This window comes from Paenibacillus sp. sgz302190 (assembly GCF_059820445.1).
Window position 1 is genome coordinate 142298 of record NZ_JBZYAO010000004.1, and the last position, 19978, is coordinate 162275.

At 51.1% G+C, this 19978-nt stretch carries 17 protein-coding genes and 1 riboswitch; of the genes, 14 read left to right on the forward strand and 3 right to left on the reverse strand.

Annotated features, from left to right (window positions below):
- Nucleotides 1-5: 5 nt before the first annotated feature.
- The 14 genes from AC6RNO_RS07380 (at nt 6) to AC6RNO_RS07445 (ending at nt 12630) form a co-directional block, all read left to right on the forward strand.
- Entirely contained in the window at nt 6-1175 is a 1170-nt protein-coding gene (locus AC6RNO_RS07380; protein ID WP_497105079.1) for a glycosyltransferase, read from the forward strand.
- Nucleotides 1138-2205: a glycosyltransferase gene (locus tag AC6RNO_RS07385; RefSeq protein ID WP_474682659.1), complete on the forward strand. Its 1068-nt coding sequence runs from the start codon at nt 1138-1140 to the stop codon at nt 2203-2205. The genes AC6RNO_RS07380 and AC6RNO_RS07385 overlap by 38 nt, the downstream gene beginning before the upstream one ends.
- Before the next feature lie 10 nt (nt 2206-2215).
- Nucleotides 2216-3319 carry a glycosyltransferase gene (locus AC6RNO_RS07390; protein ID WP_497105080.1) on the forward strand — a complete coding sequence of 368 codons (1104 nt, stop codon included), beginning with the start codon at nt 2216-2218 and terminating at the stop codon, nt 3317-3319.
- 21 nt (nt 3320-3340) lie between these two features.
- Nucleotides 3341-4231 (forward strand): glycosyltransferase family 2 protein, encoded by an 891-nt coding sequence (locus tag AC6RNO_RS07395; RefSeq protein ID WP_488435852.1) that lies wholly within the window; start codon nt 3341-3343, stop codon nt 4229-4231.
- A 43-nt stretch (nt 4232-4274) separates the two neighbouring features.
- On the forward strand, nt 4275-5342 hold the full coding sequence (locus AC6RNO_RS07400) for an EpsG family protein (protein ID WP_474682656.1): 1068 nt from the start codon (nt 4275-4277) through the stop codon (nt 5340-5342).
- 36 nt (nt 5343-5378) lie between these two features.
- Nucleotides 5379-5975 (forward strand): sugar transferase, encoded by a 597-nt coding sequence (locus AC6RNO_RS07405; protein WP_488435854.1) that lies wholly within the window; start codon nt 5379-5381, stop codon nt 5973-5975.
- Between the two features lie 17 nt (nt 5976-5992).
- Nucleotides 5993-6640 carry a NeuD/PglB/VioB family sugar acetyltransferase gene (locus AC6RNO_RS07410; RefSeq protein ID WP_497105153.1) on the forward strand — a complete coding sequence of 216 codons (648 nt, stop codon included), beginning with the start codon at nt 5993-5995 and terminating at the stop codon, nt 6638-6640.
- Nucleotides 6633-7481, forward strand: a complete 849-nt coding sequence (locus tag AC6RNO_RS07415) for a metallophosphoesterase (protein ID WP_497105081.1) — start codon at nt 6633-6635, stop codon at nt 7479-7481. Before AC6RNO_RS07410 ends, AC6RNO_RS07415 begins: the two co-directional genes overlap by 8 nt.
- 74 nt (nt 7482-7555) lie before the next feature.
- Entirely contained in the window at nt 7556-8680 is a 1125-nt protein-coding gene (locus AC6RNO_RS07420) for an aminotransferase class I/II-fold pyridoxal phosphate-dependent enzyme (RefSeq protein WP_497105154.1), read from the forward strand.
- Between the two features lie 39 nt (nt 8681-8719).
- Nucleotides 8720-9055, forward strand: coding sequence for a helix-turn-helix domain-containing protein (locus AC6RNO_RS07425; RefSeq protein WP_474682653.1), 336 nt, complete (start codon nt 8720-8722; stop codon nt 9053-9055).
- 256 nt (nt 9056-9311) lie between these two features.
- Nucleotides 9312-9647 carry a helix-turn-helix domain-containing protein gene (locus tag AC6RNO_RS07430; protein WP_474682652.1) on the forward strand — a complete coding sequence of 112 codons (336 nt, stop codon included), beginning with the start codon at nt 9312-9314 and terminating at the stop codon, nt 9645-9647.
- Nucleotides 9648-9830: 183 nt separating this feature from the next.
- Nucleotides 9831-9914: riboswitch (cyclic di-GMP riboswitch) on the forward strand.
- 53 nt (nt 9915-9967) lie between these two features.
- Nucleotides 9968-10183, forward strand: a complete 216-nt coding sequence (locus tag AC6RNO_RS07435; protein WP_474682651.1) for an anti-repressor SinI family protein — start codon at nt 9968-9970, stop codon at nt 10181-10183.
- A gap of 157 nt (nt 10184-10340) precedes the next feature.
- Nucleotides 10341-11354, forward strand: coding sequence for a UDP-glucose 4-epimerase GalE (galE, locus tag AC6RNO_RS07440; protein WP_474682650.1), 1014 nt, complete (start codon nt 10341-10343; stop codon nt 11352-11354).
- A 211-nt stretch (nt 11355-11565) separates the two neighbouring features.
- Complete coding sequence (locus AC6RNO_RS07445) at nt 11566-12630, forward strand: hypothetical protein (RefSeq protein WP_488435857.1); 1065 nt, start codon at nt 11566-11568, stop codon at nt 12628-12630.
- Nucleotides 12631-13638: 1008 nt separating this feature from the next.
- On the opposite strand, the gene AC6RNO_RS07450 is transcribed toward AC6RNO_RS07445, so the two are convergent.
- The 3 genes from AC6RNO_RS07450 to AC6RNO_RS07460 all read right to left on the reverse strand — a co-directional run bounded on the left by AC6RNO_RS07450 (nt 13639) and on the right by AC6RNO_RS07460 (nt 19921).
- The gene (locus tag AC6RNO_RS07450) at nt 13639-15825 is read right to left on the reverse strand and encodes a glycoside hydrolase family 88 protein (protein ID WP_497105082.1); all 2187 of its coding nucleotides are present in this window, start codon (nt 15823-15825) and stop codon (nt 13639-13641) included.
- A gap of 31 nt (nt 15826-15856) precedes the next feature.
- On the reverse strand, nt 15857-17416 hold the full coding sequence (locus AC6RNO_RS07455) for a type 2 periplasmic-binding domain-containing protein (RefSeq protein ID WP_497105083.1): 1560 nt from the start codon (nt 17414-17416) through the stop codon (nt 15857-15859).
- Between the two features lie 153 nt (nt 17417-17569).
- Nucleotides 17570-19921, reverse strand: coding sequence for a helix-turn-helix domain-containing protein (locus AC6RNO_RS07460; RefSeq protein WP_497105155.1), 2352 nt, complete (start codon nt 19919-19921; stop codon nt 17570-17572).
- Nucleotides 19922-19978 lie beyond the last annotated feature (57 nt).

Sequence of the window (19978 nt, forward strand, 5' to 3'; positions counted from 1 at the left end):
GGACAATGGCTGGAAAAGTATTGTTTGTTGCGACTGTGGATTATCATTTCAAGGCGTTCCATTTGCCGCATATGAAATGGTTTCAGGAGCAAGGCTGGGAGGTGCACGTTGCCGCACACGGGAACATGGAGCTTCCGCATGTGGATCGGAAGTACGATCTTCCCATTCACCGCTCTCCGTTCCGGAGGCAGAACTTGAAGGCTTACCGCGAGCTCAAGGCTATCATCGATAATCAAAAATACGACATCGTACATTGCCACACTCCTGTAGGAGGCGTGCTTGCCCGCCTGGCTGCAAGTGCCGCCAGAAGGAATATCGGCACGAATGTGCTGTACACGGCGCACGGCTTTCATTTTTGCAAAGGAGCGCCTCTCCTCAACTGGCTGATCTATTACCCGATCGAAAAGATGCTCGCAAAAGTGACCGATTGCTTGATTACGATCAATGGAGAAGATTATACATTGGCGGTGGACCATCGCTTTAAGGCCAAGCGAATAGAGCATGTTCATGGCGTAGGCGTGAACACGGAGCGGTTTAAACCGGCGGCAGAAGAGAAGAAGCGGGAAATGAGGCTGGAACTGGGCTATCGCCCGGATGACTTCCTGATGTTTTATGCAGCAGAGTTTAATAAAAATAAGAACCAGCAGCTCCTCATACAAGCGTTAGGAGCTATCAAGGACGAAGCGCCTAACATGAACCTGCTGCTCGCCGGAGTAGGGCCGCTGCAGGAAGCATGCCGGGAGCTTGCCGCAAAGCTGGGGATATCGGACAGAGTCGTATTTCTTGGCTATCGGGAAGATATCGATCGGATTTTGCCGGTGTGCGATATAGCTGTCGCCTCCAGCATTCGCGAGGGCTTGCCTGTGAATATTATGGAAGCCATGGCGTGCGGGTTGCCCGTTGTCGCCAGTCACAACAGAGGCCATGCCGAACTTGTTCAAGAATCGGTGAACGGTCACGTGGTGCCGCATGAAGACTTCGGACTGATGGCTAAACGGCTGTTGGAGCTCTGGAGATCGAAGGACCGGCGGAATCAAATGCAGGCTGAAAGTTTGCTCCGGGTGCAGCAATACTCGCTTTCGCAAGTCGGATCGGAGTTAAGCGAAATATATGCCCGGTACATGTTGGGGGATTCAGATGTTTCCAAAAGTCAGTATCATCGTGCCTATATATAATGTGGAGAATTATTTGAGCCGGTGTCTCGATAGCCTGCTTGCCCAGACCTTGTCGGATATAGAGATCATAGCTGTAAACGACGGTTCGACGGACGGAAGCGGGGCTATCCTTAGCGAATACGCAAGCAAGGACAGCAGGATTGTGGTCATTGAGAAGCTGAACGGAGGGGTCTCCGCTGCGCGAAATGACGGCATTCTGGCATCTGCGGGAGATTACATCGGATTTGTAGACCCGGATGACTGGGCGGATACCGATATGTACGAGCGGATGTATACGACCGCAATCGACGAAAAAGCGGATATTGTCATGTGCGGCTACATGCGGGAGTTCGGTACGCATGCCAAAGTGAAGGAGTTCCAACTTCCCGAGAAGGTATGTTACCGCAATGAAGACGTTCAAGCGAAAGTAATGAGACGTCTGGTCGGTCCGCTGTCCGAAGAAGTGGCAAGTCCGGAGCTGCTGGACGCCTGGGGCACCGTCTGGTCAAAGCTGTACCGGAGCGAGCTTATCAAGGATCGGCAGCTGCGGTTCGTTGACCTGAGTCTGATCGGCACGAACGAGGATTCTCTTTTTAATATACACGCCTTCTATTACGCTCAGTCATTTGTATTTCTGAACAAACCTTACTACCACTACTGGCGCGATAATGCCGGTTCATTGACAACGGGGTATAAACCGGATTTGCACCATAAATGGTTTGCTCTCTACGGGATGATCGAAAGTTTGCTGATCGAGAAGAAACTGAATGCGGATTTTCATGCTGCGCTGAACAACCGGATTTGTTTAAACACCCTGGGGCTCGGTCTGAATACGATCAGCAAAGGCAATAAGGCCTCAGTATGGCGGAAGATGCGCATGCTTCGCCTCATCGTCAACGACGAGCGGGTCAAGCGTTCCTTTCGGCAATTGGAGATGAAGCATTTTTCAGCTGTCTGGAGAGTGTTTTATGGTTGTGCGAAATATGGTATTACACCTGCATACTACTTCATGCTTGTAGCCATAGAACAGCTTAGAAAGATGGTTAGATAGGAGCGAATATATGGAACCGATACGTGTATTGCAGGTAGTGACCCATATGAACCGCGGCGGATTGGAAACGATGCTGATGAATTACTATCGGCAAATGGACCGAAGCAGCATACAATTTGATTTTATGGTGCACCGGTCTTCGGAAGGGCATTACGATCAAGAAATTGAGAGCCTTGGGGGCAAAATCTTTCGGATGCCGCAAATCAGGCCAGGCAATTACCGGCTTTATTTTAGCAAGCTGGATCATTTCTTTGCGGAGCATCCCGAATATCGGGTCGTGCACTCGCACATTAACGAGAACAGCAGCTTCGTGCTTCGGGCGGCCAATAAGGCCGGAATTCCTTGCCGAATCGCCCATAGCCATTTAAGCGATCTTGGCATCGATTTGAAGCTCCCTTTCCGTTTGTATGCCAGATATGCGATGAAAGATCACCCCAGCCAATATTTCGCATGCTCGCGCAAAGCCGGTGAGTGGTTGTTCGGAGAGAAGTCGGCCCCCAAAGTTACAGTTCTCAATAATGCGGTGAACGTGGCGGACTTTAAATACGATGAAGAGGCCCGCAAGCAGGTAAGAGCCGAACTGGGCATTGGAGAACAGTTGGTCTTGGGCCACATTGGAAGGTTCAATAAACAAAAGAATCACAGCTTTCTCATTGACGTGTTCAAAGCCGTTCATAAAAAGCGCCCGGATGCGCTGCTGTTATTGGTAGGCGACGGTGATTTGCGGGCTTCGATCGAAAATAAAGTGGAGCAGTCGGGTTTATCGGGCAGCGTTCGATTTTTGGGTGTGCGAAGCGATATTCCAAAATTGATGCAAGGCATGGATTTGTTTCTGTTTCCATCCTTGTTCGAAGGACTGCCCGTCGTCCTGGTGGAAGCGCAGGCTGCCGGATTGCACTGCGTGGTGTCGGATGCCATCACCAAAGAAACCGATGTGACCGGCCGCGTCCGCTTTGTAAGCCTGCAGGAATCGACGGATACCTGGGCGCAGCGGATTCTCGACTCCTCCTATGAGCATGCGGATACCTCGGGGCAATTAAGCGCGAACGGTTATGACACCCAAACGATGTCAAAATGGCTGGCAGACTATTATTTGCAATATAAGAGCATGTAACGTTCCGGAGGTTTAATTATCGTGGTTCCCACTTTAACCGTGTTCACACCTACGTATAACCGAGCCTATACGCTCCATCTTTGTTACGCCAGTTTAGCGAGACAGACGAGCAAAGATTTTATATGGCTCATCATCGATGACGGCTCTCAGGATAACACCAAGGAGCTCGTCCATTCCTGGATTTCCGAGGGCATCGTTAACATCCGCTATCATTATCAAAATAATTTGGGGATGCATGGCGCACATAATGCCGCTTACGAACTAATCGAAACAGAGCTTAATGTTTGTATTGATTCAGATGATTATATGTCAGATAATGCAGTGGAGAGCATTATTTCCTTTTGGAAAGAACACGGAAGCGAGCAATACGCCGGAATTGTCGGATTGGATGCGACGCCGGACGGAGCGATCATCGGAACCCCGATGCCCGAACGGCTAAAGGCTTCGACGCTTACCGATTTGTATGCGAAGCACAAGGTTCGAGGAGATAAGAAGCTGGTGTACCGGACCGAGCTCACCCGGAAATGCCCGCCGTATCCGATTTTTCCGGGCGAGAAATACTGTCCGCTGAGCTACAAATATGTTCTCATCGATCAAGAGTGCCCGTTGCTGGTCATGAATGAAATTCTATGTCATGTAGAATATTTGGCCGACGGCTCCAGTTTGAATATGCTCAAACAATATGTGAGAAATCCCCGGGGCTTTTCATTTTTCAGAAAAGTCGCCATGCAATACGCCACTTCCTATAAGGAGAGATTCAGAGAGGCGGTACATTATGTATCCAGCAATCTGATGATCCGCAACCGCAAATATTTGTTGGAATCGCCTTGCAAGTGGACGACGTTATTGGCGACGCCGCTGGGCGTAATGCTCTATGTATATATTCAAAACAAGAATAGGACGCTTGCATAAAAATGCGGCAACGTTTTGCTTGCATCATGAGAGGGATCGCGGAATGACGATATTTTGGATTACTTTATGCAGTGTGTATATGATTTCATTATTGGCCAGATTCGTCGCTAAACCGATCCCGACAGGTCCGGTCTATATTAGGCCGAACAGGATGCTTGTTTTCATCGTTATCGCCATTATAGTTCTCGTTTCCGGTCTCAGAAACAATATCGGCGACACGGTTTTCTATATGTACTCTTACCGCACCAATCACTTCAATTTGTACAGCGCCTTGTTTAGCGCGGATTTCGGGTTTAATTTATTTCAGATGCTGCTGCAGCAAATATCGCTTGATCCGCAGCTCCTGATCTTCGTAGTAGCCTTATTAACAAATGTATGTATTCTGATTGTTCTATATAAATATGCGAGATTGTTTGAACTGAGTGTCTTTCTATACATTACAAGCGGAATGTTCCTGGTTTCCATGAACGGCATCAGGCAGTTTCTTGCAGCTGCCCTGCTCTTTGCGGCAACCAAATATATATTGGACGGAAATTGGAAAAAGTATATGGCCGTCGTTCTTTTGGCGGCGACTATTCATCAATCCGCGCTTATTCTCGTGCCCATTTATTTTATTGTCAGGCGAAAAGCGTGGACGTACCAAACTTACATATTCCTGGCGATAGCGGTCATATTCGTGCTTGGCTTCGGCCAATTTTCACAAGCTCTGTTCACGGTGATCCAGGATACGAAATACAGCGAATACCAAAATCTCGAAACGCATGGCGCCAATTTTTTGCGGGTTGTTGTGACGGCTGCGCCGCTGGTCCTTGCTTTTATCGGAAGAGATAAGCTGAGGAGCATTTTTCCGCAAAGCGATATCATCGTCAATATGTGCTTGCTGAATGTTGTCGTTATGCTTATCGCGACGCAGCAGTGGATATTTGCGAGATTCAGCATCTATTTCGGCTTGTACAGTCTTATTCTGATCCCTTGGGTCGTGAAGGTGTTCGTCACGAGACATCAGAAATTTATTTATTATCTGATCATGGTTTTTTATTTCCTTTACTACTATTACGAGAGCGTCATCAGCCTGAATATTTATTATGGCAGCAAATACTTGTACTTGTAATATGATGTGCCGCTCAGAAGCAAAGGAGTTGATAAGATGAAAAGGCTGTTCGATTTATTGGTTTCCTTCACGATGCTTTTGCTGCTGTCTCCATTGATCGCCGTATTGTTTGTCCTGGTCAGAAACAAATTAGGTACGCCGGTTCTATTTAAGCAGGAGCGTCCCGGTTTACACGGCAAGCCGTTTTACTTATATAAATTTCGTTCTATGACGGATGCGCGAGACAGCGAAGGGAACTTGCTGCCCGATGCAGTGAGGCTAACCCCTTTCGGCAAAATTTTGCGAAAATTTAGTCTGGATGAATTGCCGCAGCTGGTCAACGTGATCAAAGGCGATTTGAGCCTGGTCGGCCCAAGGCCGTTGTTGATGGACTATTTGCCGCTCTATACCGAGGAACAGGCCAAACGGCATTTGGTCAGGCCGGGGATCACGGGCTGGGCTCAGGTTAACGGCAGGAATGCGATTTCATGGGAAGACAAATTCAAGCTGGATGTATGGTACGTAGAGAATCGAAGCTTTGCCCTGGATTTGAAAATCATGATGTTAACTTTCTATAAAGTGTTTAAATCCGAAGGAGTCAGTCAAGATAATCATGTCACCATGGAGAAATTCAGGGGGACGAAGCTCTCTTAGCGAAGGGTGTGGTTGAGCTGGACATCGCAGTGGTCGGTGCGGGAGGGCACGGCAAAGTGATTCGCGATATGATACTTGCGAGAGAGGGCTATACCATAAGAGCCTTCCTTGATGATAAATATGATGATTTATCGCTGCAAGACGGCGTGTTCAAAGGTCCTGTCTCTGCAGCGCAGCAGGTGATGGGCAAACTGGAAGAACTGAAGTTCATTATCGCTATCGGAAATAATAGAATTAGACAAGCGGTTGTTTCGCGACTGAATGTAGCGGATGCATATTACCTGACCCTTGTCCATAAGACAGCGGTGATCAGCCCGAGCGCTCAAATCGGCCAAGGAACGGTAGTTATGGCGAATGCGGTTATTCAGGCCGATGCTGTAATCGGACGCCATGCCATCGTTAATACGGCTGCTGTCATCGAGCATGACAACCGCATCGGGGATTATGCTCATATTGCGCCTAGCGCAACATTGACCGGCGATGTGAAGGTAGCGGAAGGGGCTATGATAGGCGCGGGAGCAACCGTCATTCCGGGAATGACGGTCGGGGAATGGTCCGTGATTGGGGCAGGCGCTGCTGTCATTCGTCCGGTACCGCCGCACAGCACCGCCGTGGGAACTCCTGCGAAGGTAATCGGCAAGCTACCGGAGCCCGCACATGACTGAGCCAAAGAAGATATCCCGGCGAAGTTTTTTGAAAAAAGCGGGATTGATTTTGCTCGGATCAGGCGTAGTGGGAACCGCGGATGCCATTGGGGAGCGATTCTGGTATCAGATACGCAAGGTGGATCTCAAGATCAGCAAGCTTCCCGAAGCCTTCAAGGGCTGGAAAATCGTTCAATTCAGCGATACGCATTTCGGCTTTCATTACGATGGCGAATCGTTCCGCCGGGTCGTGCGGATGATCAACGATTTACAGCCTGACATTCTGTTTTTTACAGGCGATTTATTGGATCGTGGGTGGCTGGAAACGCCGTCGCCGTCGGTGCTGCCCTTGCTCCAGGAACTGCGCGCGCCGCGCGGCGGAAAGTGGGCTGTCCTTGGGAACCACGATTATGCAGCGAGGGATCAAGCCGTTCAGATGCTGCAAAATTCGAATTTTCGCGTGTTGATCAATGCGCACGGCTATATCGAAGAAAATGGGCAGCGCTTATGTATCGCAGGTGTGGATGAATATATGTTCGGCCACTTCGATATCGAGAAGACGCTGCAAGGGAAGTCGGAACAAGATTGCGTTTTGCTGCTGGCGCATGAGCCTGATCTTGCGGATATTTGTTCCGGTTTCGGTGTGAACGCCCAATTCTCGGGACACTCGCATGGCGGCCAAATTCGCAAGCCGTTCTCCAAGCCATTTTTCACCCCGGAACTTGGACAAAAATATGTAGACGGATTGTACGCCATTGGAGACAGGCGGATGCCTTTATACGTGAACCGCGGGATCGGCACCAGCTTTTTACCGATCCGCATGTTTTGCAGACCGGAAATTACTATATTTCATATATCTTAATTCAACATGCTGGAAGGAAAGGTGCGTTGCAAGTGACATCGGAGAAAAAAAGAATCTATTTATCGGCTCCGCATATGAGCGGCCAGGAACAAACATACATAGCCCAAGCCTTCGAAACGAACTGGATTGCTCCGCTAGGACCGCATGTCGATGCTTTTGAGAGCGAGCTTGCCGCCTATGTCGGAATGAACGGCGCAGCTGCCGTAAGCTCCGGAACCGCGGCCATTCATCTTGCTTTGCGGTTGCTGGGCGTGGAGCAGGGCGACAAAGTGTTTTGCTCGAGCTTGACATTCGTAGCCAGCGCCAACCCGATTATTTACCAGGGAGCCGTGCCCGTCTTTATCGATTCGGAGCCTGAGACCTGGAACATGTCGCCTGATGCGTTGGAACGCGCGTTAGCGGATGCGGACCGTGAGGGAGAGCTGCCCAAGGCCATTATTGTGGTGAATTTATACGGACAAAGCGCGAAAATGGACGAGATCCTTGCATTATGCAATCGATACGATATTCCCGTGATCGAAGACGCAGCGGAGTCGCTAGGTTCGACGTACAAAGGACAAGCGAGCGGATCTTTCGGCAAGTACGGCATCTATTCCTTTAATGGAAACAAAATTATTACGACGTCCGGCGGAGGCATGCTTGTTTCCAATGATCCGGATGATTTGCAAAAAGCGCGTTTCTTGGCCACTCAAGCCAGGGATGCGGCCGTGCATTACCAGCATTCGGAGCTTGGCTTTAATTATCGCATGAGCAACGTATTGGCAGGGATTGGGCGCGCGCAATTGGGCGTACTGGATGAGCGGGTGAGTGCTCGAAGAGCCATTTTCGAAAAGTACCGGCAGGGCCTATCCGGCATCCCGGGCATACAATTTATGCCTGAATTGGAGAACACAAGGTCGAACCGATGGCTTACCGTGATCACCCTGGATGAGGAACAACATGGCGTAAGCGTCAAATCCATACTCGAAGCAATGACAGCAGAAAACATCGAAGCCCGTCCGGTTTGGAAACCGCTTCATCTGCAGCCTCTTTTTGGGGGAGCGGCATATTACCGGCATGCGGAGAACGAAAGTGTTTCCGAGAAATTGTTTAACACCGGCTTATGCTTGCCATCAGGATCCGGGATGATGGAAGAGGAGCAGACGAGAGTTATCGATTGCATGAAAAGCACATTACGGCACAAAGCGGCTGTCAGATAGCATGGAATATATTACATCGTTAAAAAAAGGAAGATCTTGATGATAGGAACTCGAGTACAGCAGCTTCGCAAGGAAAAGGGATTGTCTCTGTCCGAGCTGGCAGAGCGGGCCGGCGTGGCCAAATCATATATAAGCAATTTGGAACGTGATGTTCAAAAGAACCCGTCGATACAATTTCTCGAGAAAATCGCCTCCGTTCTGAAGGTGCCTGTAGACAGGTTTCTTGATCAAGAAGCTCCGGAAACGAATGTCGCAGAACTGGATCAGGAATGGTATCAGCTTATTAAAGAAGCTATGTCATCCGGTATTAACAAGCACCAGTTTAAAGAATTCCTTGAGTTTAACAAATGGCGTTTGACGAACCCCGGCGAGTGAACGGCGGCGCTGAGAGTCCGGCGGGCGAAGTTTGTTTTGTGCAACCCGCCGGACACCGGGGGTAGGCCTTCGAAATGCATCTCCTTAAATGGCAAATAGAAGTTTAACCGCTTTTATTTCTCCATTTTTGTGCAGATGCATTTTTTCTTTTCTGAAAATTGTATGCGGTTGGAAAATATAGCGATAGTCTGGGCAGGGGTACTTTGCTATAATATGCGTAAACATGGTGAATAAAGCAAAAAGGAAGATGATAAGTGTGATTGGTAAAAGGATTCAAAGATTACGGCTGGAAAAAAAACTCAGCTTATCTGAGCTTGCTGCCAAGGCTGAAGTCGCCAAATCTTATTTAAGCAATATGGAAAGAGATATTCAGAAAAATCCGTCCATTCAATTTTTGGAAAAAATTGCGGTTGCGCTTGACGTGCCGCTCGACTTGATCCTGCACGGAGAACAGCCGAAAGTGCAAGAAGAACTGGACAGCCAGTGGCAGGATTTAGTCAAAGAGGCGATGGATTCGGGAGTAACGAAGGAGCAGTTTCGCGAATTTTTGGAATTCAGCAAATGGAAGAAAAACCAGGAAAACAACAAGTAAGCATCCTACTAATTACTTATCTATTGCGGATACATTAGTATCATTTTCCTAAAAAACAATGACCTAGCAGTTTTTTTTCAAATTTTTTGGTGGAATTTAGGAGAAGGTCGTTGTATAATAGGCTTAGGTTGATGAGAAATGTTTCAGTCTTAGGCCTTGAGATCTATTCCGCAATTGGATAATTAATTATGGGAATACTTTGATACATGCGCCGTATGTGGGCACCTGGAGCATGTGGAGTTAGTGGTGCAACCGACCCAATCTATTAAACCGTTAATAGATGGTTTTTTGCAAACAAACTTCACATTGGAGGTAATAGTATGTCCAAAGTATTTGTGCAATTGGGTATGGAACGCAATCCCTTGGATTCAGACTGGGTAGAAATGATTCGCGAGGCTCGCAGCTTGGGGTTAACAATTGGTGAAGTGCAAGCTTATTTAGGGTCATTCGCACAGTTGGACAGAGGGTTAACCAAATATACGAACATCAACGCCGGGGCTGCCAATAATGACCTGTCCGGCAAAGTCGTTGTGTAATCATGCATTTGTTACCGGAGCGCACTGATCCTTTTCCTTGAGAAGGGTGGGGCGTTTTTTTGGTATTTGCTAAAATGGCATAAATCCATTAAGTTGGAAAAAGGCTGCATGCAGATGCGCCGGCGCAATGAAATCGTAAATTGGAGGAACGGAAATCATGTCCATTCTAGTAACTGGCGGAGCAGGTTATATTGGCAGCCATACCTGTGTCGAACTGCTTGACAAGGGTTATGAGATCGTCGTTGTCGACAATCTGATGAACAGCAAGCCGGAGGCGCTTGAGCGGGTCCGTGAGCTGACGGGGAAGGATTTTGCATTTTATCAATTGGATTTGCTCGACTTTGCGGGGCTGGAACAGGTGTTTCGCGAGCATTCGATCGAAGCGGTGATCCATTTTGCAGGGTTAAAGGCAGTGGGGGAATCGGTCTCTTTTCCTTTATCTTACTACCACAACAATATTACCGGCACATTAATTCTGTGCAATGTCATGCAAAAATACGATGTCCGCAAATTGGTGTTCAGCTCTTCGGCAACTGTCTACGGGGTGCCTGAGCAGGTGCCGATTCATGAACATTTTCCGCTCGACGCGACGAATCCATACGGTCAAACAAAGCTTATGATCGAGCGGATTTTGCAGGACTTGTACATCTCGGATCACAGCTGGAGCATATCGCTGCTGCGGTATTTTAATCCGGTCGGAGCGCACCCCAGCGGACGAATCGGGGAAGATCCGAACGGCGTGCCGAACAATCTGATGCCGTATGTGAGCCAAGTGGCTATCGGCAAACTGGAAAAGCTGCGGGTATACGGGAACGATTATCCGACCGTAGACGGAACCGGAGTCAGGGATTATATTCACGTCAGCGATCTGGCCAAAGGGCATTTAAAAGCATTGGAACAACTGCTGTCCAGGAGCGGGATCGAAGCGTATAATCTCGGTACCGGCCGGGGTTACAGCGTGCTTGAAATGGTCGAAGCCTTTCAAAAAGCTTCCGGAAAAGTAATATCGTACAGCATCGAGGAGCGCAGGCCGGGGGATGTGGCTACGTGCTATGCGGACACAACGAAAGCGCGCGAGCAATTAGGCTGGGTTGCCGAGAAAGGCGTTGAAGACATGTGCGCAGACGCCTGGCGCTGGCAATTCAACAACCCTAACGGATATGAAAAATAAACAGGCTGGTGTTGTTCCCTGACAGCAGCCGGACTTTGCCAAACTGCAGACAACTGCAGTTTTTTTGCGTTTCATGCGACGGCAGCCGGACTCAGGAAACCCTCAGGCAACGCTCATGGTTTATTAAGTCGGCGCTCAGGGGGGATTCAGGAAAGGGGCCTATACTTGGTCTTGTAAACAACAAAAACATTCGAAAAGGTGGAATAACAATATGAAAACTATTAGCAAAAAAATTCTCGCAGGTACGATTGCAGCATCTTTTGTTCTTGGAACAGGTTTTGTCGGAGCGCTACATAATCAGGCGTATGCCGATACAGTGAGCGGCTCGACCGTTCAAAAATCGGACGGCTTCAAAGACCGCGGCGGCCGCCAAGGAGGTTTCTACGGAGGCAGCATCGTCAAGGAAGCGGCAGCTGTGCTGGGCGTAGACGAGAGCACGCTTCAGGCGTCGCTGAAAGAAGGCAAGACGCTGCTTGAAGTCGCGCAAGCGGCCGGCTTGACGGAGGACGATTTCCTGGCGAAGCTGGTTGCCGCCGAAACGACGGCGATCAACGAGAAGGTGACGGCCGGCAAGCTGACGCAAGAGCAGGCCGACAAGCTGATAACGGATCTTTCGACTCGTTTGAAACAGCAAATTGAGAACAAAGGCTTCGGCAACAAAGGCGAAGGATTCCGCGGCGGTGAGCAGGGCGGACGCGGCGGCTTCCAAGGCGGCAAGCTCGACGAAACGGCGGCAACCGTGCTGGGCGTAGACGTGAGCACGATCCAGGCATCGCTGAAAGAAGGCAAGACGCTGCTGGAAATCGCGCAAGCGGCCGGCTTGACGGAGAATGATTTCCTGGCCAAGCTGACTGACGCTCAAAAAACGGCAATCGCTGCCCAAGTTACGGCAGGCACGATCACGCAAGCGGAAGCGGACAAAATCACCGCGGATCTTGCGACCCGCCTGAAACAGCATATAGAGAACGCAAGACCTGAAGGCGGACAAGAAAACGGAGGCGAGGGTCATCGTGGCGGCGGCTTCGGCGGCGGTTTCCTGGGGAACTCTGAGGCGCTGACGACGATTCTGGGCATCACGCAGGATGAGCTGAAAACCGAGCTGGATTCCGGCAAGACGATCGCTGAAATTGCAGCGGCCAAAGGAATTAGCGAAGACGACCTGATCAGCAAACTCAAAGACAGCTTGACCGATACGCTGAAAAAATTCGTTGAAGACAAGCACCAAAAACCGGAAGCGCCTGCCGCAGACGCAACGGACAGCACTTCCACGAACTAACATAGCGGAAAAAGGGGCTGCCCCTTTGCCTCGAAATTTCACCTGAAGAAAGGACCTCATTCTCCACTTGATAGTGGAATTTGAGGTCCTTTTGCTCGATTTTTGGGCCGTTCCCATACTATGCGCACGCTTTTGGGGCAGCCTCTTTTTTCGCCGCACGCAGTTTCCAGTGCGCGGTGTTACGCTGCATGACGGCGGTGGGTCGGCTGCATGTTGAGTTCGGGGAATGGAGGCACGGCCTCCTACTTCCCTCTCGTGCCCCCCCTGCTTGCCTGCCTCTCGCTTGCAAAGCCTGCAGATTTGCAGGAACAGTTCTGAGGCAAATACATCAAGGAGCATAAAGGTGTATTTTTCAGGCTGCTCAGAAATCTGCACGCCAGAGCCAGTCGCAAACTCGCCTGGCTGCACCAAGAAAACCTGCAAAAATACATGAATTTGCGCCCTTGATCGCTAGCTGCGAAGAATTCCTGCATTTGTGCAGGCTTTTCACCGAAAACATGGGCTCAGATTCACTTTCAGCAAAAATTCCTGCACTTTTGCAGGTTTTTCGCCCCAATTAGCCGATTTCACGGAAAAAACCTGCACTTTCGCAGGTTTTCTCCCTACCCAAGCTGCCTCATCCCCCTTATTGAGCACCGTTGCGACCCGTACAGGAGAGGTGGGGGTTGGGGAAGAACAGCTGCGCCAACAATCAGATTTTGCAGGTTTTCAACGCGCTAAAGGGATGCGCCCCTCCAATGTATGTTTTCTCAGCAGCCAGATTTTTGCAGTTTTTTTGCGTGCGGCTGGCGAAGCATCGTTTTGGCAACGCATTCTTCCGGGGCCTCCTTCTAACGATGCAATCCGCTTGACAGAAGTATACCGCATCGGTCCCGGCGGATTTGGCGCTGGTACCGGCTCCGGCAGCTTCAGTGCCCCCAGCAGATCAGGTGGCTTTGGGGCGCTGGCCCCGCCTCCGGCGGCTTCGGCATCTCCGGCGGCCTTTGCGGCTTCGGTAGCTCCGGTAGCTCAGGTGGCTTTGGTGCTGCAGGTGTCGGCGAGAAACCGTTGCAGCTTCAGCACTTCAATGCCGGCCAGCAAGACGATGCCTATGCCGTGCGTATCGTTGAGCAGCCAAGGCAGATCGTCCTTGTAGTAGCCGACGCTGTACGAGTAGCCCGATCCGCGGCACACCCCGTACACGTTTCCGTACTTATCGATCGAGATGCGGGCCAGCCCGTTCCAGCCTTTTTGAATGGCCGGCATGTATCGGTCCGCATCGTCAATCCAGCCGTGGCGTATCCCGCGCGCGTAGGCGTAGAGGAACATCGAGGTGCAGGATGTTTCCTCATACGACTCCGGCTCGGTGAGCACCTGATGCCACAGGCCGCTGTGGCCTTGCAGACGCAAAAAGCCTTCGCACAATTCATTGAAAAATTGAAGGAGCTCTTTGCGGCGGCTATGCTGCTCCGGCAGCACCTCCAGCAGTTCGGACAGCGAGAACAGCACCCAGCCGTTGCCGCGCCCCCAGGCGATTCTCGTCGGTTTGTCTATACCGAAATCGTAAACATGGGACATGATCTGCCGCTCGGGCATGAATAACCGCTTTTTGAACTGCACGAACTGATTGGCCGCATCATCCAAAAAGCCGATCTCTCCCGTCCGCTGATAACAGCGGCACAGGTAAGGCACGCTCATGTACAGATCGTCACACCACAGCGTCGCGTTCGGAAAGTCGACATGACGCGGTTTGCGGTACAATGCGCCGTCGGGCAGGCGCTCCTGCTTGCTGCCGATATAATCCGCGATCACGTCGGCGATCGCCTCCGCGCCTTGCAGCTCGCGCTCCTGCAGCGCCAGCAGCATCGTGGCTCCGAAGGAGCCGCAGTCGTCAAGGCTGTCGAGCGTAGCCAATGTGTTCAATACGCCTGAGGCGCCGTATTGTTCCTTGTCCCATTTGGCATACCCGTACAGGCGGGTGCACGTTTCAATGTGCTGATAGACGTACTGCCGCAGGTCGTCGCGGTCCAGCAGCTTCCCCGTCTGCAGCATGCCGTAGAGGGTCACGCCCAGCGGGTAATTCCATTTGCCGAACAGCGCGTTTTCGGCGAATGGCCGCACCCGCGTATTCGGCTGGTCGAGCCGCCAGAAAGTCCCGCCTTCCCGCGTATCCACCAGCGAATGCATGGACTCGGCGGGATTCGGCATCGCCTCATCTGCGGCGAAAGGACCCAAATACAGCCAGGTGTCCTTGTTCCCATGCACCGGATACGGCTCAACCAACTGCACGCCCTCAGGCAGAGGGTCCAGCTCGAACCCGGCGCCGAAGCTCTGCACGGTCAAATCGTGCAGGCCGCAAGACAGGCTGAGCACGGCGCGGAAAGGGCCCGGCTGCTCGATGGAGGCCTGCAGCCGGCCGGCCAAATAAATCGCCGTGGCGCCGAAGGCGCGGCCGGTCAGTTCCACCTGGCGGGGCTCCTGCGAGAGTGAGGCCGAGAGCGAGCGGAGCTTCGTCCAAGCCAACGCGTACTTGCCCTGCAAATCGCCGAATATCCGCGCTATCGGGCCGTCCGCTTGCTGCGAACCGCTCCATCGCAGCTCGGGGAACCACTTCACGCCGCCGTCGGCTTCGCTGCTGCCTTCCCCCGGCAGCGTGCTCCAGACCGTATCCTGCGGCTCCGTATAAATCCATCCTTCGTGCCCGGACCGTTCCGGCGACGGAGCGAGGAAATGGACCGGATTGCTCTTGTACGAGCCCGGCCCGAGGGAACCGCCGCAGCCCGCCTCCGTTTTCGTAAACCGGAACGCCAGATGATTCCATCCCTTGTTTAGCGGAATCGTCACTACGGTTCTCCGCTTTCTGTTCAGCTCATCGGCAATATTCGCTTTATAAATCTGAGCGCCGTTCGCGTACAGCGTCAGCGGCCCGTAGCAGTGCAAAATAAAGTTCAGCGGCGCCTCCGCATCGCTCCAATATTTGCTCCAAGCGTACACATGCTGGCCGTTCCGCATCTCCGGAAAGCGCTCCGTCAGATTGAAATCATAGCTGTAATCGTGCTTCTTCAAAATGCCGTCGGCGCAAAAAGCCCGGTAAGCCATCGGATGCGGCGGATTATTGCCGATGTATCGGCCCGCGACCGTCAGCAAAATATCCTCGACCCGGTCCCCGCATTTCATGAAAATACTTTCGTTCTCATCGATATAACGCTCGCTCACCCGCTCATGTCCTCCTTTGGTCTGCCCAAGCTTATTTGGCGCCCCCTGCGCCGCTGCGTTTTTGGTAGGCTTCGGTCATTTCCTGGCTCATCTTCGCCAAGTCGGCATCGGTTTTGGCTTTGGCGACGAAATCGTCCCAAGCCGAGATCGGCTCGCGGCCCAAAATAATTTTCGTTTTCAAATCCTGCGCTTTTTTCTCGAATTCCGGAAGCAGCTTTTGCACTGTTGGGGAGTACAGCCCGATGCTGACGTCCGCTACGCTCGTTTTGGCGCGTTCGTCCTGAATCTTTTTGTACAATTCGTTCGCTTCTTTCGGGAAAAACACTTTCGTGGAGCTGGCGTACGGATCGGCGACATATACGATTTGGTTAAAATCCGGCCCGTTATCCTTGGCCAACTGCTCGGTGTTGATAATTTTTTGCCCGTCTTTCACCGTGTAGTCAATGCCTTCGATGCCATACTGCTGAATGGCGAATACTTCGTCGCTCATCCATGTGTCGACCAGCTTCAGGATGCGCTTCATCTTAGCCTCCGGAACCGATTTCGGAATCGAGACCATACCGGAGAAGCCCGGTCCTTTCGGGTTGTAGCCGTTTATATTTGTCAGCGGGTAGAAGTCTTCCGGCTTTATTTTCGGATCGATTTCTTTCAGCTTTTGGTAATAGTCGTTCATCGTCCCGGCTTTTTCCATAATGATGCCCGCCTTGCCGCCCTTGAACAAGTCCGAAGCCTGGGTCAGCTTCAAGGAAGCGAAATCTTCCGGCAGCAGCTTCTCCTTGTACATTTTCGCCAAATACTCAAGCGCTTGACGGCTTTCCGGCAGCAGCACCGTATTCACCATTTTGCCGTCCACAAGCTTCCATTTATCGTTCTTCACGTTGGCGCCCGTAAAGCTGTTCTCGATCATCCCCAGGGTCCCCATGTCGGCAGGGGGATTCATATAGGCGGCAAGCGGAATCGTATCGTTTTTGCCGTTTTTGTCCGGGTCTTTTTCCGCAAAGGCTTTCATAACTTCGTACAGTTCATCCGTCGTTGTAGGAACTTTCAGGCCCAGATTATCCAGCCAGTCTTTGCGGATGACGAAAAACGAGTCGGCCTCGGACGGGCGCGGGCGCGGAATGCCGTAGTTTTTGCCGTCCTGCATTTTCGTCAGTTCCCAGGCGGTTTTGGAAATTTTGGAACTCAAATTCGGATAGTCTTTGATGTAAGGCGTCAAATCCCAGAACGCCCCTTGCGTAACCGCGTTGCGGAACACCGATGTGAACGGATCGTTGATCGTGATCAGCTCCGGAATGTCCCCGGAAGCGAGCGTCACGTTCAGCTTGTCGGTGTAGTTGTTGCCGGATACCCACTGGATGTCCAGTTTGGAGTTCGTCGCTTTTTCGATCGCCTGCTTGATTTTGTTGTCATCCGCCGCCGGGGAAGGGCTGAGCAAAATCGTCATCACTCTGACTTTCAAAGGGCCTTCATCATTGGCCGCACTTTTTCCTCCCGTATTGTCTTTGGCGCCGCAAGCGGTCAAAACGCCGGATAAAGCCAGCAATAGCGCAAGCGAGCCCAGCGCCGCTTTCTTGTTTGTACTCTGTTTCATTAAGTGGTCCTCCCTTGTTCATGTCTTCTGCGGAGCGAACATTCTGTGTCGAACACAAGGTAGACATTAGTTGATTTTAATTTGATCGGCAATCGTACTTTTTTGTAGGCGGTTTCCGAAAAGATAGGACTATATTGCGGCCTTGAACTTTTCTTAGGAGCCGCGCAGCTCACGGAATTGGCTCGGCGTGATGCCCTCGTACTTTTTGAACAGCCGGTTGAAGTAACTGTGCTGATAGCCGACCCGGTCCGCCACTTCGTTGATTTTCATATCCGTTTCGGCCAGCAGCTTCTTGGCGTTCGCGATGCGGATATTCGTCAAATAATCGATAAAGTTAATGCCTGTCACTTGTTTGAACGCCCTGCTTAACGTATACGGACTCGTTCCGAACAGCTCGGCGCACGATTCGAGGGAAAGCGGTGTCATATACTGCTCGCCCAAATAGACGATAATTTGCTCGATCGTATGTTTGAAGTGGTAGTCCTGGCGGCTGATCATCTCCTGCACGAAAACGGCGATCACCTTGTGCCGGAACCATTTGAGCATTTCCTCCGGTTCCTTGATCTGAGCCAACTGCTCGAACAGATTGACGCTGCCGAACAGTTGGACAGGGTTCATGCCGGACTGCAGCGCCGCATAACGGATGCTCCCAAGCAACTGCAGCATGCCCTGCTGAAGCACGAACTCCGTCGACCCGTTGGCGGACAGCTCTTCCATGAACTGGTTGATTAGTAGGGCAGCGTCCGTTTCCTGCCCGCTGCGGATCGCGTGAATGATTTCTTTATCCAGGGTGAACGGATAGCTGCTTTCTTTCAACTGATTGAGTTTGGAGATCTGCTCCGTTCTAATAATTTGATTGTCGTCCAGCAAATCCCGGTATACCAACGCCTGTCTCACTTCCTCGAACAAATGCGGTATTTGTTTGACGTTATGAATCCATTTGGATATGGACACCGTCACCTGCATTTTCAGGATTCGGTTAATCGTCCGGGCCACCTCCAGGCATACCTGCTCCAAATCTTCTTCCAGCCATTTGACAGGGTGGGAGGCAGGAAAGGACAGCAGCACACCGACCGAAAAATTGTGGAAATTAATAATTTCCGCCTGCTCGTACTCGTTTTGCAGCAGCTCGTTAATGATGTTGGAAGCTGCAAAGGTAGCCAGACTCTCGTCTCCGGTTGAAAATTTGCCTTCCGGGTTGGAAAACCCGGTCAATTGGAACATAAGCGCAGCAAACTGGCGGTCATCGGTCTCCCAGCCGTAGCTTTTCATTCTTTCCTTGATATCGCTTTCCTGCAGCGCGAACAAATAACCTTGTACGAGCTGCAAATAAAACCCTTCCCTTAAGTGCGGGATTTGCTCGTTAAGCTTGGAGCGCATCGACTCGCTTTCCTTCGACAAGTGCTGCCAATGCTTCTCGATGAGCGCGAATTCGTCCCTTGCTCCATCGTGCTTCTCCCCGGTAAGCAAAGTCATGAGCCGGTGAACGGGCGAGTAGATGCGGCGGGAAACGAACCAGGACAGCAGCAGAGCAAGCAGCAGGCCGGTAAAGCTGACGATCAGAATCCACTGGGAAATCGTAACGACAGAAGCGGTGATGGAGGACAGCGGAGCTGCCGACATGTAGACCCACGTTTGCCCGAGACGGCTGAAATGCCCGTATGAAACGGAGTAGGACACCTTTTTGTATTCGAAAAGAAACGATTCCGGCTTTTTCCCCAGATCGTCTGCGCGGAGTTCGAGCGCGGATTGGCGCTTCGCGTACTCCCGCTTGATCGCCTGGTCCAAATCGTGGCCCTCCGCGCTGCTGCTGGTCAAGTTCCAGTCCTCGGTTTCGTTGAACAGCAGCGTCGCTCCTTCGTCGTAAGGAGTTAACGTTTTGAGCAGCTGCAGCAGCTTCTCCTGATTGATCGTAGCGATAATCGCGCCGAACGATTCGCTGCTTGCCCCGGGGATTTTATCGACCAGCGTAATGGCCTGCTTCGCCGCCCCTTTGGGATAAGGGTTTTCCCAAAATACCGATTTTCCGTGCTTGAATATCGTTTCGTAGCTTTCAATATCGGACAGCTTGCTCAAAAACGTGTATTGTTCCTTCGAAAACGTCAGAGGCCGGGGTTTATCCAAAAACAGCTCGACTTTTTCCAGCAGCGGGTGCGCGCTTTCTATCTGGAGCAGGGTCCGGTACATATCCTGAACCTGATCGTAATCGTAGGCAAAATTCAGCGATTTCAGCTTCTCGTCGAATTTGGAGTCAAACGCCCAATGGGAGATCGTCATTTCCAGAGAAGCGAGCTGGTCGTCGATGTTGTCCGCCCGGTTTTTGATTTGGTTCTGATGCAGACGCTGCAATTCTTCTTCAATGTTGTTCGTCGCGATCCAATAAATGCTGAGCCCGATGATGAGGCCGGGTATGCTGGCCATAACCAAAATCATCGCCAGACTTCTGCGGAAAAAGCGGCTGTTGTATTTGTTTTTTTGCAAGTAGCGAAGCAGCGATGTCATCATTTCAGTCAAGATGCTCACCTTCCAGGACATTTTATAAACACGTTTTTCGACATCTTG